Here is a 17,156-nt window from a genome sequence, read left to right as displayed (position 1 = left end):
GACATATAGCCTTCGCCTAAATGAAAGGACGCTTGCCCTCTCCAAGCCCCTCCCAGCCGGCGATCGCCATTAACTCCTCACCGTTTTGCACCTCGCAGCCGCGTTCCTGCCAGCGGATCAGACCGCGTTCTCCAAGCTTTCTCAGGGTCTTGTTGGTGTGAACGATGGAAAGACCGAGAGTGTCGGCGATGTGCTGTTGAGTGATGGGGATGGACTTGCGGCCGTTGAAGAGATCAAGTTTCCTGCCGCGCTCATACAGGAAAGCGATCAGATAGGCCGCTCTTTCCAATGCCGTGCGGCGACCGATGGAGAGGAGATGCTCATCCAAAATCCGCTCTTCGCGCGCGGCGATCCAAGTGATGTCGAAGGCGAGCGAAGCGTGTTTGTTGTAGAGCGTCATCAGCCGATCGCGCTCGAAGACGCAAAGGGAAACGGGTGACAGCGCTTCGATGGAGTGCTGCATTTCGCCGGCAATCGTTCCCTGCAGGCCGATCAGGTCACCGGGCATGATGTAGTTCAGAATCTGGCGGCGGCCGTCCTCCAGCATCTTGTAGCGGAAGCCCCAACCGGAAAGCACGGTAAAGAGATGCGCGCTATGGGCGCCTTCCACGAGAATGGTGGAGCCGGCATCGACGGCAAGCTCGCCGCGCTTGAAACGGGAGACGAATTCCAGCTCGTCGCGGCTGAACTCCCTGAAATGCGGCAGTGGCCGCAGCGGGCATTGCTCACAAGGGGTCTTGAAAGAGTGGGTGCGTTTCGACGTTGTCATGCCTGCCCTCGCGGTCGCGCAACCGGCGGCCCCTCATTGCACACCGTCGAGCGAGGAAATGCCCCAAGGCAATGATTCGTTCCGCAACAACCCGGTTTTTTTCCAAGGAAACAAAGGGCTGGCGCTTGCCCAACGAAATCCTTGCCAGGCCTATTTCGGGAATTCGAGGCCCATTTCGCGGAACCGCTCGGGGTCATCGCCCCAGTTTTCGCGAACCTTGACGAAAAGGAAAAGATGGACCGGCTGCTCTAATATTTCCGACAATTCCTTGCGAGAGGCGGTCGAGATCGCCTTGATGGTTTCGCCGCCTTTGCCGAGGGCGATCTTCTTCTGGCTATCACGCTCGACATAGATTACCTGCTCGATACGCACCGAGCCGTCTTTGCGCTCCTCCCACTTTTCCGTTTCGACATGCGAGGAATAGGGAAGCTCCTGGTGCAGGCGCAGGAACAGCTTTTCGCGCGTGATCTCGGCGGCGAGCTGGCGCATGGGAAGATCGGAGATCTGGTCTTCCGGATAGTACCACGGCCCCTCCGGCAGGGTGCTTGCCAGATAATCCATGACGTCGTCGCAGCCTGAACCGGTTTCGGCCGAGATCATGAAAGTGCGATCGAAAGCGATCTTCTCGTTGGCGCTTGCGGCCAGCGCCAGCAGATCCTCGCGGTTGACGCGGTCGATCTTGTTGAGCACCAGGATCTTCGGCTGCTGGACTTCCTTGAGGCCTTCGAGGATGGCTTCGGCATCGCCGCGAAGCCCCCGTTCGCTGTCGATCAGCAGCATGATCAGATCGGCATCCTTGGCGCCGCCCCAGGCCGAGGTCACCATGGCTCGGTCGAGCCGCCGGCGCGGCTTGAAGATGCCGGGCGTATCCATGAAGACAATCTGGGCGTTGTCGTGGATCGCAATACCGCGGACGATCGCGCGCGTCGTCTGCACCTTGTGACTGACGATCGAGACCTTGGCGCCGACGAGGCGGTTCACCAGCGTCGACTTGCCGGCATTGGTCGGCCCGATCAGCGCGACGAAGCCCGAATGCGTCGGACCATTGGTTCGTGCAGCGGCCTCGGCCGCAATATTTTCTTCTTGTGTCATTGTCCCGTCAGTTTCCGGCAGGCGATTGCTGCCAAATGCCTTCGCGCTCGAGCATCTTGGTCGCGGCGACCTGTTCGGCGGCACGCTTCGACCGCTCTACGCCGCTTTCCGGCTTTATGCCAGCAACTTCCACCGTCACCCTGAAGCGCGGATCATGATCCGGTCCGCTGCGTTCATCAACCCGGTAGATCGGCGTGACGCCGAATTTCGCGTGCGACCATTCCTGCAGCTCGGTCTTGGCGTCGCGTTTAGCGCCATCGGCCCTGACCGCCCTGCCCTGCCAATAGCGCAGGATGAAGCGGCGGGCGACTTCAAGACCGCCATCGAGATAGATCGCGGCGATCAGGCTTTCGACGACATCGGCGCGCACGTTCATCATGCGCTTGCCGGTCAATTTCTTCACATCGGCGCCGGTGCGGATATAAAGGTGAAGGTTGAGTTCGTCGGCGACTGCAGCGCAGGTTTCGGCGCTGACGAGCTGGTTGAGGCGAACCGAGAGCTCGCCTTCCCCAGCCGTGCCGAAGGTGCGAAACAGAAGTTCGGCGATGCAGAGCCCGAGGACCCTGTCGCCGAGAAACTCCAGCCGTTCGTAATTGCTGCCCTTTTCCGTCCGGGCGCTCGCATGAGTCAGCGCGCGATCCAGGCGTTCCTTCTCGGCGAAGTCATGACCGATCAGGGCTTCGAGCTTTGCGCGGTCGGCCGCAGAAAGCGTCTGCGCCTTACTCATTCAACGACCTTGAAAAGACGGTCCCAGCGCATATTGGTGGGCCACTTCCAGACCTCGCGAAAAGAGGTGTCGTTGCCGAGGGAGAAGAAGATGACGCTGGCGCGACCGACAAGGTTTTCCGCGGGCACGAAGCCGACTTCGAAGCGACTGTCGGCCGAGTTGTCGCGGTTATCGCCCATCATGAAATAATGGCCTTCTGGCACGATGAATTCGCGGGTGTTATCGCCGCGCGATACGGGAGAATTATCGAGCGTGTCGTAGGTCTTGCCGTTGTCGAGCGTCTCGCGGAACACCGGGACGTCCTCGCCCGGATCGAGCTTGTAATCCGAGGTAAAACTGCCATCCGGCACCTTCGGAACCGGCTTGCCGTTGACGTAAAGAACGCCATCGGTGACCTGGATATGATCGCCCGGCAGGCCGACGCAGCGCTTGATGTAATCGACATCGGGATTCGGCGGGAAGCGGAAGACGACGATATCGCCGCGCTTCGGATCGGAGCCGAAGATGCGGCCGCTGAAGATATCGGGCGAGAAGGGCAGCGAATATTTCGAATAGCCGTAAGCGAACTTGTTGACGAAGATATAATCGCCGACGAGCAGCGTCGGCATCATTGAACCGGACGGAATGGTAAAGGGCTGGAACAGCACGGTTCGAATCACCATCGCCAAAATCAGCGCCTGAATGATGACCTTGATATTTTCCCAGAGGGCGTTCGGCTTGGTATCGACTTTTTCGGACACGCAGTCTCATTCCTTCAAGACGCCGTAAAGGCGCAATTCTTTCTGCCGTTCTCTCTAGCGGCTTCGGCCGGTTGCGGCAATGGCGACAACATGAAAAGCGACGAGAGGTCGCGTTGAAACACCTCCGCGGTCGCGGCCAAACGCTCCCGAGGTCGCGGCCAAACGCTCCCGAAGTCGCGATCATGGGCTCTCGGGCAACGCCTCGATGATCACGAAGGCCTGCGCCAAGGGATAATCATCGGTTATTGTCAAATGAATGGCGGCCCTATGGCCCGCGGGCAGTATCGCTTCCAGCAGCACGGCGGCGGTACCGGTCAACTGCATGGTCGGCTTGCCGCTCGGCAGGTTGACGACGCCCATGTCCTTCCAGAAGACGCCCTGGGCTATGCCGGTGCCGAGCGCCTTGGAACAGGCCTCCTTGGCGGCGAAACGCTTGGCATAGGATGCGGCGCGGTTTGCCCGGCGATCGGAACGGGCGCGCTCGACCTCGGTGAAGCAGCGATGGGTGAAGCGCTCGCCGAAGCGCTCGATCGATTTCTCGACACGACGAATGTCGATCAGATCGCTGCCAATGCCGATGATCATGCCGGAACCTTCCGTCGCCTAAGAATTCTGCACCGGTTCATACGCTCGGCATGTCGCCGGTCGGACCCGCCAGGCGCAGGCGCGCCCGCTCCATCAGCCGCGCGCGGCGGCGCGCCTGAAAACCCTTGACGGTGTAGAACGTCAGCGCATAGAGCGCAACGGAGGTCATGATTCCCGGCGGAATGGCGCCGACCAGCATGGGCTCCAGCACCGGCCTCCACAATTCGGTGAAGTTCAGCTTGTGAAAGAGCGCGGCGAGATCCACCGCCTGACCGGCCAGATGATCCTCACGGCTCAACAGCAGATGGCCGATCTCCCAGGTGATACCCCAAATGAACGGATAGGTCAGCGGATTGCCGAAGGCGGCGCAGCCGAGAGCCGCGGCCACCATATTGCCGGAGAGGAAATAGGTGATGACGAAAGCCATGACGAAATGCACGCCAATGAACGGCGTCCACGAGACAAAGACCCCCGCGGCGACGCCGGCCGCAACCGCATGCGGTGAAGCGCTCAGGCGCAGGATGCGCATTGTCAGGTAACGGATCGGGCGAAGGAAACCTTTTCGGGGCCATAGAAGCTCCCGCATCTTTTCCTTGAAACCCGCAGGCTTGCGACGGCGAAACAACATGGCCGCTATTTAGTGCAGTGCACCGGACCATGACAAGAGCGGCAAATGGTACCGCCCGAAACACCCCCCTCATCTTTCTTGCAAAGGAGCGTCTTCATACCGAGGGGCGCTCGCTATACGTAACGTCCCTCACTCGACCAAGTATAAAGGCGGTATCAGCGATTGCGGAACAGACCGCGATCGACCTGACGCTGACGAAACTCGAGATCGATACGATCCAGCGAGCCGTTCAGATAGGCAATTTCACGTTCCTGTGTGGTCGGAGCGCGAAAGGCGCGAGCAATTTTCCTGATAGGATCAAACATTACCTTGTCTCATCTTCTGTTTGCGTTTTCGATGACCAGAAGATAGTCGTGCCAAAGGTTAATTACCACCGCCGCAACATGGACACAGCTATGCACTCAGCGCATTCCTTGCCTTATTGCTGCGCCGTCACAATTATAAACCGATCATAAAATATGCGTTTTTTGTCGATCAGGCCCATGGCAGGCTTAACAAAAGCCTACTCATAGAGTCGTCGGACCGTGGCGATGCAATCCAGTTCCTTCATCTGGGCGAGCAGCTGGTTGAGTTGCCGCAGGTCCCACACCTCGACTTCGAGCATCATCTCGGTGAAATCGGCTGCTACGCGCACGGTATTCAGCATGCGAATATTGACGTCGAGCCCGGCGACGGTCTGGGCGACCTTGGCAAGCGTGCCGGGCTCATTCAACGCATTCACCATGATACGTGCCATGAAACGCGATTTGTTGGCCTCGTCGAGATCCCAGCGCACGTCGATCCAGCGATCGGGCTGATCGTCGAAACGCTGCAGGCTCGGCGACTGGATCGGATAGATGGTGATGCCCTTGCTCTGATCCATGATGCCGACGATGCGGTCGCCGGGCACGGCGCCGGTCGAGGCGAACTTGACGTCGACGTTGCCGGACAGACCGCGGATCGAGCCGACATCGACATCGGCATCGAGTTCCGAATGGGCACCTTCGGCCCCCGCCTTGGCCTTGCCGGGAATCTTGAAGATCATGCCCGCGGCGCTGCGGACGTTGAACCAGCCATCATCGCCGGAAGGCTTGACGGTGACACGCTCGTCCTGGTGGTCAGGATAGACGGCGCGCAGCACGTCGAGTGACGACATCTCGCCGCGGCCGACGGCGGCGATCGCATCCTCGACATCCTTCTGGCCCAGGCGGTGCAGTGCCGGCTTCATCGCCTCCCGCGAGAAAATCTTGCCGGCCCGGTTGAAGGTGCGCTCGAGAATGCGGTGGCCGAGGCCGGCATATTGCTTGCGGATCGCCATGCGGGTGGCGCGGCGGATGGCCGCTCGCGCCTTGCCGGTGACGACGATCTCCTCCCAGGCGGCCGGCGGAACCTGCACGCCGGAGCGGATGATCTCGACCTCGTCGCCATTTGCCAGCCGCGTCACCAGCGGCATGATGCGGCCGTTGATCTTGGCGCCCACCGTCGTGTCGCCGATATTGGTGTGCACCGCATAGGCGAAATCGATCGGGGTGGCACCACGCGGCAGGGCAATCAGCTTGCCCTTCGGCGTGAAGCAGAAGACCTGATCCTGGAAGAGTTCGAGCTTGGTGTGCTCAAGGAATTCCTCAGGGCTGTCACCTTCAGCGAGCGCCTCGATCGTATGGCGCAGCCAGGAATAGGCATTGGATTCGCGCGAAAGAATGTCGCCATCGGCATTGGTGGCGCCGTCCTTGTAGAGCGTGTGGGCGGCGATGCCGAACTCGGCGATTTCGTGCATGCGCTTCGTGCGGATCTGCAGCTCGATGCGCTGGCTGGAGGGGCCGACGATGGTGGTGTGGAGCGAACGGTAATCGTTCTGCTTCGGCGTCGAGATATAATCCTTGAACCGGCCGGGCACCACGCGCCAGCGCGTGTGGACGATGCCGAGCGCCCGGTAACAGGACGGGATGTCCTCGACGATCAGACGGAAGCCGTAGACATCGGAAAGCTGTTCGAAGGAAAGCGACTTCGACTGCATCTTGCGAAAGACCGAATAGGGCTTCTTCTGCCGGCCCTTGACATAGGCGCTCGTCAGGCCGCTTGCGACCAGCAGGTCGCGCAATTCGGCCTCGATCTTCTTAACGATGCCTTCGTTGCGCTTGGAGAGCTCTTCCAGCCTTTTCGTGACGGTCTCGTAGGCCTCCGGGTTCATGTGCCGGAAGGAAAGCTCCTCGAGTTCCTCGCGCATGTCCTGCATGCCCATGCGGCCGGCGAGCGGCGCATAGATTTCCATCGTCTCCTCGGAGATGCGGGCACGCTTATCGGCCGACATGTGATCGAGGGTACGCATATTGTGCAGGCGGTCGGCGAGCTTGACGAGCAGCACCCGCACGTCATCTGATATGGCGAGCAGCAGCTTGCGCAGGTTCTCCGCCTGCTTGGCCTTCTTGGTGACGAGATCGAGCTTCTTTATCTTCGTCAGCCCCTCGACCAGGCGGCCGATATCCTCACCAAAGAGTTCGTCGATTTCGGCGCGCGTCGCCGTCGTATCCTCGATCGTATCGTGCAGAAGGGCAACCGCGATCGTCGATTCATCGAGATGCATATCGGTCAGGATGGCGGCGACCTCGAGCGGATGGGAAATATACGGGTCGCCGCTCGCGCGTTTCTGCTGGCCATGTTTCTGCATGGCGTAAACATAGGCCTTGTTCAGCAGTGCTTCATTGGCATCGGGCTTGTATTGCTGAACCCGCTCCACGAGCTCGTACTGCCGCATCATTCCAAAGCCACTCCGACAAAAATAAAAGCGCGCCAATCAACGATTGGCGCACACATGGGCAATAATATGCCTAAGCAATAAAGGCGCAAGATTGACGATTGGTAATCGTCGCTCTTTTCCGGATCAGGTCCGGTCGACGCGCTTAATAATCGTCGCTCTTTTCCGGCGGCACGAGGCCCTCGATACCGGCAAGCAGCTCTTCTTCCGACATCTGGTCGAAAGTGATCGTCTCCGGCAGGTCATCCTGCTCCTCGCTGTCGGCGGCAGCAGCGCCACCGGCGGCGATCATGCTGGCGGGATCGGGCTCGGGCTCGTCGACTTCGACATGTTTCTGCAGCGAATGGATCAGATCTTCCTTGAGGTCATCGGGCGAAAGCGTCTCGTCGGCGATTTCGCGCAGCGCCACGACAGGATTCTTGTCGTTGTCGCGATCGATGGTGATCGAGGCGCCCTGGGAAATCAGCCGGGCGCGGTGGCTGGCGAGCAGAACCAGCTCGAAGCGGTTCTCCACCTTGTCGATGCAATCTTCAACTGTGACACGGGCCATTGCCTGTCCTTTACGGTCGTCATTTCGGGATTAGCACGCCCGATACAATTAAAACCGGGCAAATACAAGTTTTTCGTTCCGACTCCCCTCGTCTTTATCCGGCGCCGAGCTAAATTTCCATGGAGAATGCGACAATTCCACCAAAGGTTGCTTGGAATATGCGGAATCGTGCCCTAAATCTCTCTTATATGAACAGTTGGTAAAGTAAGCATCAGATCAACAATCACAATAAGCCATTGTATTTATTGAAATTTGATGCCAGGCGAATTTCGATTTCTCTCATTGGAATTGGTAAGCGATGTTTGACCCACGCGAAAAAATTGCACTCTTCATTGACGGCGCCAATCTCTACGCTGCATCCAAGAGCCTCGGTTTCGACATAGATTACCGCAAGCTGTTGAAGGCATTCCAGAAACGAGGCTACCTCCTGCGCGCCTACTATTATACGGCATTGATCGAGGACCAGGAATATTCATCGATCCGGCCTCTGATCGACTGGCTCGATTATAACGGCTACAAAGTCGTCACCAAGCCCGCCAAGGAATTCACCGACTCCATGGGCCGCCGGAAGATCAAGGGCAACATGGACATCGAGCTTGCAATCGACGCCATGGAGCAGTCGGAAACCGTCGACCATCTCGTCATCTTCTCCGGTGACGGCGATTTCACGAACCTCGTCGAGGCGCTGCAGCGCAGAGGCCGCAAGGTTTCCGTGATCTCGACCATGGCGACGCAGCCGCCGATGATCGCCGACGACCTGCGGCGACAGGCCGATCATTTCATCGACCTCTTGTCTCTGAAGGCTGAGATCGGTCGCGATCCCGCGGAGCGGGCGCCGCGCCCGGTCGAAGTCGCCCCCGCCAGCGACTTCGAGGACTGATCGAAAGGGCCGCGAGCCGATCGGCTGCGGCGTGATGAGTTAGCCGTTATCCTTCAATAAGCGGCTCTTCTGCCGGTTCCAATCGCGCTCCTTCTCGGATTCGCGCTTATCGTGCAATTTCTTGCCCTTGGCGAGCGCCAGCTCCATCTTCGCCCGACCCCGATCGTTGAAATAGATCTTGAGCGGGACCAGCGTCATGCCTTCGCGGTTGACGGCGGAGCGCAGGCGATGGATTTCACGGCCCGACAGCAGCAGCTTGCGGCGCCGGCGCGGTTCGTGATTGAAGCGGTTCGCCTGGAGATATTCCGGCAGGTAGGAGTTGATCAGCCAGATCTCGCCATCCTCATCCGATGCGTAGGATTCGGCAATATTGGCCTTGCCTTCGCGCAACGACTTGACCTCTGTGCCCTTCAGCACGAGACCTGCCTCATAGGTATCGATGATCTCGTAGTTGAAGCGGGCCTTGCGGTTTTCGGCCACGACCTTGTTCACCACGCGCTGGCTGCCTTTGGGGGCCATGACGATATTCCCTTCGGGGCGCGAAAAGCCGCGCCCTCATTGCTTGCCCTTATGTAAGGGAACGACCCGGCCTTGTGAAGACGGCCGGTCTCCTCAGTTCAGCAATCCTGCATGACGCATGGCGGCGTCGATTGCTGCTTCGGTTGCCGGCTCCAGCGTCGAAAGCAGCGGCGAGCGGACATTGCGGCTCATCCGACCGAGCCTGGAGAGGCCGTATTTGGCGCCGCAGAGACCGGGCTCAAGGAAGATCGCCTTGTGCAGCGGCATCAGCCGGTCCTGATATTCCAGCGCGCGGGCGTATTCGCCGGCGAGCGTCGCGGCCTGAAAATCGGCGCAGAGCCGCGGGGCGACATTGGCCGTCACCGAGATACAGCCGACGCCGCCATGGGCGTTGAACCCGAGGGCTGTCGCGTCCTCGCCGGACAATTGTCTGAAATCCTTGCCGCAGGTGATGCGCTGCTCGGAGACACGCTCGATCTTGCCCGTCGCGTCCTTGACGCCGACGATATTGCTGTGCGCCCTGGCGAGAGCACCCATCGTTTCCGGCGTCATGTCGATCACCGAACGGCCCGGAATGTTGTAAATATAGATCGGCAGAGCGACGGCCTCGGCAATCGCGGAAAAATGCGCGATCAGACCCTTCTGCGTTGGCTTGTTGTAATAGGGCGTGACGACGAGCACGGCGTCGGCGCCGACCTTTTGGGCATGCTGGGCGAGTTCGACCGCCTCACGCGTATTGTTCGAACCGGCGCCGGCCATGACCGGAACGCGTTTTGCCGCCACTTCGATGCAGAGTTCCACGACCCGCTTGTGCTCGGCATGCGACAGCGTCGGCGATTCGCCAGTCGTGCCGACCGGAACGAGACCGCTGCTGCCTTCCTTGATCTGCCAGTCGACATGGGCGGCGAAGCTCGCTTCGTCGATCAGTCCGGCATCGGTGAAGGGGGTGACGAGGGCGGGAATGGACCCATTGAACATGCAAAGCTCCTCACGACCAAATCCTTGCTTCGGCCGCATTCCATGAATATTTTGCGCACCATAGAGCGCCGAAATCATCGCGACAAGCGCGGAGAGTTCGGTTTAGGGCAAATTCCGATAGCAGATGTGAATGAATTTTACCTGGTACGGTAAGGTTTCGTTAAGAAGCCTCTAGCCAAATGGGCAGGGCGTGTTTTCCGTTGCGAGATCCCGGATGAAGAAAGCTGTCCTGATTCTGACCGCCTTCGGCTTTGTTGCCGCCGCGTGGGGCAGCCTCGCGTCGCCGCTTTCCGGCGAAGGCATTCCGACGCCTGACGTCAAGCCGATCGACTTCGTTCCCGAGACATCGATACCTGCAGCGCTTACAACCGGCGCCATACCCCGCAATCCCGCCGTCGCGCCTGTCGCCAGCGATCTGAAAACCGGCCTCGACGCACTTTCCGCTAAGAATCCGCAACTGGCTCTATCGATCCGCGACAGCATGCGCGAGGGTACGCTCGACCGGCATATCCTCACCTGGGCGATCGCCGTCTCCGGATTGAAGGGCGTTCCCTCTTATGAAATCGCCAGCGCCGCGCAGAAGCTCAAGGGATGGCCCGGCCTTTCCAGGCTGCGCGCCTATTCCGAACGTGCGCTCTACGACGAAAACCCCGCCCCGTCAGCCGTGCTCGCCGCTTTCGGCGACACCGCGCCGGAGACGATGCAGGGCGCCGTCATTCTCGGGCGGGCGCTGACTGCGTCAGGCAAGCAGGCGCAGGCGGCAAAATATATCCGCAAGGTCTGGCGCACCGAGGCTCTCGACAAGGCGAGCGAAGACAAGATCCTCCTCGAGTTTTCCGCCCTGCTGACGCCAGCCGACCACAAGGCGCGGATGGACTATCTGATGTATCGTGGCCGGGTGGCGCAGGCCAAGCGCTTCGGCGACATGGGCGAGGCGCAGTCCCTCTACAAGGCCTGGGCCGCCGTCGACGCCAAAGCCGCCAATGCCGGCGCGCTTCTCAATAGCGTCGAGCCGAAATGGCGTGGCGATGCCGGCCTGCTGTTCGCGCGGATCGAATATCTGCGCAAGCAGGACAAATATGCCGAAGCGGCGGCGCTTCTGGAAAAGATGCCGCGCGAGCCGGGCGAACTCGTCAATTCCGGAGAATGGTGGAACGAGCAGCGGATCGTCAGCCGCGGCCTCGTCGATCAGGGACAATTCAGACCGGCCTACCGCGTCGTCGCAAACTCCGCGGCAACCAGCCCGACAGATATCGTCGAGGCCGAGTTCCATGCCGGATGGTATGCGCTGCGCGGTCTGCAGGATCCGACAACGGCAGAAAAGCATTTCCGCAAGATTCTGGCGACTTCGAACGGTCCCATCTCGGTGTCGCGCGCCTGGTACTGGCTCGGGCGGGCAGCCGAGGCCGGCGGAACCGGCAACTCCGGCGAATTCTACGGCAAGGCCGCGAATTTTCCCGGCACCTTCTATGGGCAGCTCGCGGCCGAAAGGCTCGGACGCAAGACGCTCAACGTCAGCTATCCCACGCCGAGCGCAGCCGACCGCCAGAGTTTCGAGGCGCGCGAGGCCGTGCAGGCAATCGCCCGGCTTGAGGCAGCCGGCCACGGATGGCGGGCCGACATCCTCTATCTCGCGCTCGCCGATCAGCTGCAAAGTCGCGGTGAACTGGCGATCCTGGCGGCGCAGGCCGAACAATCAGGCAATCATCATCTGTCCCTGCAGATCGGCAAGATCGCCTATGGCCGCGGCATCGACGTCGCCGCACTCGCCTTTCCCGTCGGCGTAATCCCGGCCAATGCCAATATCTCCGGCTCCGGCAAGGCGCTCGCCTATGCCATTGCCCGGCAGGAAAGCGCCTTTAACCCGGCCGCCGTTTCGGCCGCAAATGCGCGCGGCCTGCTGCAGCTTCTGCCCGGCACGGCCCAAGCGGTGGCCAAGCGCCACAACATCACCTTTTCGAAGGACAAGCTGACGGCCGATGCCGGCTATAATGCAACGCTCGGCGCGCATTATCTCGGCGAACAGATCGAAGCCTTCGGCGGCTCCTACATCCTCACCTTCATCGCCTATAATGCCGGCCCGAAGCGGGTGCCGGAATGGATCGGACGCTACGGCGACCCACGCGGTCGGCCGGTCGACGAGATCGTCGACTGGATCGAGCGCATCCCCTTCCCTGAAACGCGCAACTACGTACAGCGGGTGATGGAGAATTATGAAGTCTACAAGGCTCGCCTCGGCCAGCCGACGGATATCGAGCGCGACCTGATCGGCGGACGCAGCGCTTCCTGAAGCCGTTAGGCGCGGCTCGAAAAGCAGGCTACACCTTCCGGATCAGACAGGTCTCAAGGGATGCGATGCCGGACATGGACACAGGCGGTTTCCAGGAACGATTTTACTCTTCCTCCGACGGGCTGACGCTTTATGCCCGCGACTATCGGCCCGAGGCGGCGGCGACCGCCGAAAAGCTGCCGGTGATCTGCCTGCCCGGCCTGACCCGCAACGCGCGGGATTTTCATTCGCTGGCGCTGCTTCTCTGCCAGGACAAGACAGACCCGCGCAGGGTGATCACTCTCGATTCGCGCGGGCGTGGAAATTCCGCTTGGGATGAGAACAAGGCCAATTACAATCTCGCCGTCGAGATGGCCGACATTGTTGCCGCCTGCGCTGCCTTCGGCATCGAGCGAGCAATTTTCATCGGCACGTCGCGTGGCGGCCTGATCCTGCATTTGATCGCGGCGACACGGCCGGATCTTCTCGAAGCCGTGGTCCTCAACGACATCGGTCCTTTGATCGAGGCTGAAGGGCTGGCGCTGATCCGAGATTACCTCAACAGCGGCAGGAGGCCGGCAGACTGGGCCGAGGTGGCCGAAATATTGCGAGAAAATCACGGCGCCTCGTTTACCGCCCTTGGAGAGCACGACTGGCGCGAAATGGCGCTTGCGCTATATCGCGACGTCGGCGGAAGGCCGGTGGCCGATTTCGATCCGACGATCGCCGAAGCGCTGAAATCGATCGACTTCAGCCAGCCACTGCCCGATCTCTGGGCACAATTCGAAAGCCTGAGCCGCGTTCCGCTGATGTTGATCCGCGGTGAAAATTCGCCGCTGCTGTCGCAGGAAACCGCCAGCAAAATGGCCCGACTGCATCCCAGGCTGATCCTTCATTCCGCGGAAGGGCAAGGACATGCGCCCCTCCTTCATCTCGGCAATATCCCTGCAGCAATTCGCGCTTTCCTCGCCACTTTCCGGTAGCTGATTGATCGGAATCGGATGCGCCTCCCGGCGCGTGTAGAAGGCCCCTCGCCTACACCTCGTCTGCAGCCCCTCAGTTCGGTTCCCGGATGGCATCATCCAGGCCGCGCAGCAGCGGATAGAGGAAATACGAGATCACCGTCCTTTTGCCGACCTTGATCTCTGTGGAGACGGTCATGCCCGGCAGCAGTCTGACCGGCACGTCCGAGACGTTCAGTCTCGTATCGGCAAGCAGGATGCGCGCCTTGAAGAAGGGGGCGGCCGGCTGGCTCGGGGTGGCGGTCTGTTCCGACTGCTGGCCGGTCATAAACGTGTCCTCGCTGATAGTGCGAACTTCGCCCGACGCGGTGCCGTATTTCTGGAAGGGATAGGCGTCTAGCTTGATGCGGGCCTCCTTACCCACGGCGATGCGGCCGATGTCGCGGGTGTTGATCGACACTTCCGCTTCGAGCGGCACGTTGATCGGCACCAGGGTCACGACCGGTTCGGCTTCGCGCACGACGGAGCCGATAGAGCGCTGGGCAAGATCGAGCACGACGGCGTCGGCAGGTGCTGTCAGCGACACCATGTTGCGGCGCAGCTCCATCTTCTTCAGCTCTTCATCCGCCATGTCGCGCTGTCCGCGCAGCTCCACCAGCTGTTCCATCGCGGCGCGGCGGAAATCTTCGATAAAGGCCTGCCGGTCGGCTTTCAGCTTGGCAAAGGCATGCGCCGCCTCGTCGGCCTTGCCGCGCACGGCGGTCAGATCAGATTCGACGTCGAGGCGGGCGTCGCGCGAGCCGAGCATGGTGATCAGCGAGCCGCTCTGCTTGTCGTAGAGCCGCGTGCGCGCGCCTTCGATCTGCGAGAGCGTGTCGCGCCGGTCGATGAGCACTGCCTCCTGGTTCCTGCTGGCGGCAAGCGCTGCCGACTGGCCGGCGATCTGCTGCTCGAAATTCTGCAGCTGCGCGGTGTAGAAGGCCCGCCGCTGGCCGAAGAGCTGCACCTGCAGCATCTCGTCGGGCGTTGTTCCCGCCATCATGGTGTAGTCGTCTCCGGCAAGTTCCGCCTCGATGCGCTTCACCTGGGCGTCGAGTGCCGAGAACTTCGCCTGCTGCTGGTCGACGTCGGCCTGGCTGAAAGTGGCGTCAAGGGTTGCGAGCGTTTGGCCGGCATGCACGACCTCGCCGGCCTTCACATCGATCGTGCGGATGATCGAGGTTTCGAGCGGCTGGACGACGATGGTCGGCTGGGTGGTAACGAGCTTGCCGGGCGCAATCACCACCTCGTCGATATCAGAAACGGAGGCCCAGATGATGGTCGCAGCAATTAGCGCCGTCACGCAATAGAGCGTCATGCGCGCAACGCGCGGCGGAGCACGTTCCTCGAGCTCGACGGCGTCGGACTGGAATTCCGCAATTGCCGGCGGCAGCGGCAGGCGAGCGACGAGCTGCCCGCCCCTGCCTGGCGGCACCTTGTCTGAAGGGCCATGGTCTGAGGCGCCCTTGTCTGATGGAACTGGCAGGTTCTCGCCGGATTTTCTGACACGCGCGCTCATGCGACCTGCCTCATTTGCTGTGCCCACAGGTGGCGATAGGTCATGCAGCGTGCCACCAGCTGGTCATGCCGGCCGATATCGGCGACCTTGCCGCGATCGATGACGAGAATGGCATCGGAATCGACAAGCGTCGAAAGCCGGTGTGAGACGATGACGACGGTGCGCCCGGCAGCGATACGGCTCAGATTCTGGCGGATGATCGCCTCGCTGTCGGGGTCGAGCGCGCTCGTCGCCTCATCGAAGATCAGGAGCTTCGGATCAGTGATCAGAGCGCGCGCAATGGCGAGCCGCTGCTTCTGGCCGCCGGAGAGATTGGCGGCATTTTCTTCCAGCATCGTATCGAAGCCGCGCGGAAGCCGCTCGATGAACTCTTCCGCGCCGGCGACGCGGGCGACCTCCATGATCTCCTCGATGCTGGCATCCGGCTTGGCGGCGGCGATGTTGTCGCGCACCGTGCCGCGAAACAGGAAATTATCCTGCAGCACGACGCCGATGCTGGTTCTCAGGTGCACGAGGTCAATCTCGCGGCTGTCGTAGCCGTCCATGCGCACCAGCCCTTCCTGACTCTGGTAGAGCCCCTGGATCAGCCGGGTGATCGTCGTCTTGCCCGAGCCGCTCTTCCCGACCACGCCGAAGACCGAGCCCGCCGGGATGGCGAAAGAGACATTGTCGAGCGCAGGCGCCGTGTCGGGAGCATAGCGGAAGGTGACCCTGTCGAATTCGATGCGGCCATGCAGATGCGGCCGCACACCACGGCCGCGTCCGGCCTGCTCCGGCCGCTGGTTCATGATCTCGCCGAGCATGCGCACGGAAAGAGCCACTTCCTGATACTCGTGCACCATTGTCACGATTTGCACCAGCGGTCCCGAGACGCGGCCGGCCAGCATGTTGAAGGCGACCAGCGCGCCGATGGTCATGGAACCGCTGAAAACATCGAGCGCGCCGAGCCCGATGATCGCCACACTCATCAGCTTCTCCAGAAGCCCGGTCATCGACTGGGCGATGGTGGAGATTTTTTCGACCCGGAAACGCACCGAAATCGACTGCGCTGAATAATCGTCCCACACCTTGCGCTGGCGCGGCTCCAGCGCCAGTGACTTGACGGTGCGCATGCCATGCACGGTTTCCACCAGCAGGGCCTGCCGGTCGCCTTCGGCCTGGTAAAGCGCCTGCAGCCGGCGTTGGAACGGCCCGACGAGCATCATCACCACCAGCCCGACGAGGGCTGCGAAGCCGAGCACCACGAGCGTCAGCTTGGCGCTGTAGAGAAGCAGGATCGGCACGAAGACGAAGAGGGATACGCCGTCGAGAAGCGTCAGGAATAACCGGCCAGTCAGGAATTCGCGGATCCGTCCCGTCTGCTGCATATGCTTGACGAGAACGCCGGCTGAGGCCTGCTCGAAGAGCGCGATCGGCAGGTTGAGCAGATGGCCGAAGGTGCGCGTCGCCACCCGGATGTCGATCCTGTTGGTGGCGTAGAGCAGCAGATAGCGACGCAGGAAGCTGAAGGTCGCATCGAAAACGAGCGCCACCGCGATACCGATCGTCAGAACTGTCAATGTCGCGTAGCTCTGATGCACGAGCACCTTGTCGATGACCAGCTGAAAAAACATCGGCGTCGTCAGCCCCAGGCCATAGAGCACGAAGGCTGCGAGCGCCACGTCACGGAAAAAGCTGCGCTGGCGGATGATTTCGGGGACGAACCAGCGGAAGCCGAAGGGTCGGTCCTCATCCGACATGCGATAGTTGCGCTTCACCAGAACCACCGATCCGAGCCAGGCCTTGGCGAATTGTTCCTCGCCCAGCAACATGACTTCGGGTCGGGCGGCGAGCGGGTCGAGAACGCGGATCCGCTCATCTTCGCCCTGCCCGAGAGCGCCGGCGATGACCACCCAGTTGCCGTTCGAAAGTTCGGCAAGCACCGGGAAAGCCTCGCCGAGCTGGAACAGGCTTCGCCAGTCGAGCGTCAGATGCCTGGCCCTGAGTCCGGCATCCTTGGCCATTCTGAGCATTTGCCGCACGGCCACCGGCTCGTTGCCGACGGAATAATCGTGCTGCAATCGCTCAGGAGAAAGGTCGACGCCGTGGTGACGCGCGACGAGCGCAAGACAATGCAGGTTGGTATGCAGAAAACCACTCATGGCCCACCCGAAACACTACGAGAC

At 61.0% G+C, this 17,156-nt stretch carries 16 protein-coding genes; 3 read left to right on the top strand and 13 right to left on the bottom strand.

Annotation, left to right across the window (positions count from 1 at the left end):
• Nucleotides 1-16 precede the first annotated feature (16 nt).
• From RHE_RS07105 to rpoZ, 9 genes are all read right to left on the bottom strand, one after another.
• The gene (locus tag RHE_RS07105) at nucleotides 17-769 is read right to left on the bottom strand and encodes a Crp/Fnr family transcriptional regulator (protein ID WP_011424727.1); all 753 of its coding nucleotides are present in this window, start codon (nucleotides 767-769) and stop codon (nucleotides 17-19) included.
• Between the two features lie 150 nt (nucleotides 770-919).
• Nucleotides 920-1,861: a GTPase Era gene (era, locus tag RHE_RS07100; protein ID WP_011424726.1), complete on the bottom strand. Its 942-nt coding sequence runs from the start codon at nucleotides 1,859-1,861 to the stop codon at nucleotides 920-922.
• A 7-nt stretch (nucleotides 1,862-1,868) separates the two neighbouring features.
• On the bottom strand, nucleotides 1,869-2,588 hold the full coding sequence (gene rnc, locus RHE_RS07095; protein ID WP_011424725.1) for a ribonuclease III: 720 nt from the start codon (nucleotides 2,586-2,588) through the stop codon (nucleotides 1,869-1,871).
• Nucleotides 2,585-3,328, bottom strand: coding sequence for a signal peptidase I (gene lepB, locus RHE_RS07090; protein WP_011424724.1), 744 nt, complete (start codon nucleotides 3,326-3,328; stop codon nucleotides 2,585-2,587). The genes rnc and lepB overlap by 4 nt, the downstream gene beginning before the upstream one ends.
• 180 nt (nucleotides 3,329-3,508) lie before the next feature.
• Complete coding sequence (gene acpS, locus RHE_RS07085) at nucleotides 3,509-3,913, bottom strand: holo-ACP synthase (protein ID WP_011424723.1); 405 nt, start codon at nucleotides 3,911-3,913, stop codon at nucleotides 3,509-3,511.
• Between the two features lie 37 nt (nucleotides 3,914-3,950).
• Nucleotides 3,951-4,541: a DUF2062 domain-containing protein gene (locus RHE_RS07080; RefSeq protein ID WP_011424722.1), complete on the bottom strand. Its 591-nt coding sequence runs from the start codon at nucleotides 4,539-4,541 to the stop codon at nucleotides 3,951-3,953.
• Between the two features lie 155 nt (nucleotides 4,542-4,696).
• A complete protein-coding gene (locus RHE_RS31520) occupies nucleotides 4,697-4,846 on the bottom strand; it encodes a DUF3563 family protein (RefSeq protein WP_011424721.1) in 150 nt (49 codons plus the stop codon).
• A gap of 197 nt (nucleotides 4,847-5,043) precedes the next feature.
• On the bottom strand, nucleotides 5,044-7,278 hold the full coding sequence (locus RHE_RS07075; protein ID WP_011424720.1) for a RelA/SpoT family protein: 2,235 nt from the start codon (nucleotides 7,276-7,278) through the stop codon (nucleotides 5,044-5,046).
• Between the two features lie 142 nt (nucleotides 7,279-7,420).
• On the bottom strand, nucleotides 7,421-7,825 hold the full coding sequence (gene rpoZ, locus RHE_RS07070; RefSeq protein ID WP_011424719.1) for a DNA-directed RNA polymerase subunit omega: 405 nt from the start codon (nucleotides 7,823-7,825) through the stop codon (nucleotides 7,421-7,423).
• 298 nt (nucleotides 7,826-8,123) lie between these two features.
• On the opposite strand from rpoZ, the gene RHE_RS07065 reads away from it, so the two are divergent.
• On the top strand, nucleotides 8,124-8,705 hold the full coding sequence (locus RHE_RS07065) for a LabA-like NYN domain-containing protein (RefSeq protein WP_011424718.1): 582 nt from the start codon (nucleotides 8,124-8,126) through the stop codon (nucleotides 8,703-8,705).
• Between the two features lie 39 nt (nucleotides 8,706-8,744).
• Here the strand turns inward: RHE_RS07065 and smpB are convergent, their stop codons facing one another.
• Together smpB and dapA are read right to left on the bottom strand one after the other, a co-directional pair.
• A complete protein-coding gene (gene smpB / locus RHE_RS07060) occupies nucleotides 8,745-9,224 on the bottom strand; it encodes an SsrA-binding protein SmpB (protein ID WP_004675044.1) in 480 nt (159 codons plus the stop codon).
• A gap of 93 nt (nucleotides 9,225-9,317) precedes the next feature.
• Nucleotides 9,318-10,202, bottom strand: coding sequence for a 4-hydroxy-tetrahydrodipicolinate synthase (gene dapA / locus RHE_RS07055; protein WP_011424717.1), 885 nt, complete (start codon nucleotides 10,200-10,202; stop codon nucleotides 9,318-9,320).
• A gap of 214 nt (nucleotides 10,203-10,416) precedes the next feature.
• On the opposite strand from dapA, the gene RHE_RS07050 reads away from it, so the two are divergent.
• Together RHE_RS07050 and RHE_RS07045 are read left to right on the top strand one after the other, a co-directional pair.
• Nucleotides 10,417-12,492 (top strand): lytic transglycosylase domain-containing protein, encoded by a 2,076-nt coding sequence (locus tag RHE_RS07050; protein ID WP_011424716.1) that lies wholly within the window; start codon nucleotides 10,417-10,419, stop codon nucleotides 12,490-12,492.
• Nucleotides 12,493-12,557: 65 nt separating this feature from the next.
• Nucleotides 12,558-13,454 carry an alpha/beta fold hydrolase gene (locus RHE_RS07045; protein ID WP_011424715.1) on the top strand — a complete coding sequence of 299 codons (897 nt, stop codon included), beginning with the start codon at nucleotides 12,558-12,560 and terminating at the stop codon, nucleotides 13,452-13,454.
• A gap of 73 nt (nucleotides 13,455-13,527) precedes the next feature.
• Here RHE_RS07045 and RHE_RS07040 read toward each other — a convergent pair whose 3' ends face one another.
• Both RHE_RS07040 and RHE_RS07035 read right to left on the bottom strand, forming a co-directional pair.
• Complete coding sequence (locus tag RHE_RS07040) at nucleotides 13,528-14,991, bottom strand: HlyD family type I secretion periplasmic adaptor subunit (protein ID WP_042118170.1); 1,464 nt, start codon at nucleotides 14,989-14,991, stop codon at nucleotides 13,528-13,530.
• Entirely contained in the window at nucleotides 14,988-17,132 is a 2,145-nt protein-coding gene (locus RHE_RS07035) for a peptidase domain-containing ABC transporter (RefSeq protein WP_011424713.1), read from the bottom strand. Before RHE_RS07035 ends, RHE_RS07040 begins: the two co-directional genes overlap by 4 nt.
• Nucleotides 17,133-17,156: the final 24 nt, after the last annotated feature.

This window comes from Rhizobium etli CFN 42 (genome assembly GCF_000092045.1).
Taxonomy (GTDB): Bacteria; Pseudomonadota; Alphaproteobacteria; order Rhizobiales; family Rhizobiaceae; genus Rhizobium; species Rhizobium etli.
The sequence above is the reverse complement of the archived record's forward strand: the minus strand, read 5'-3'. Positions and strand labels throughout refer to the sequence as shown.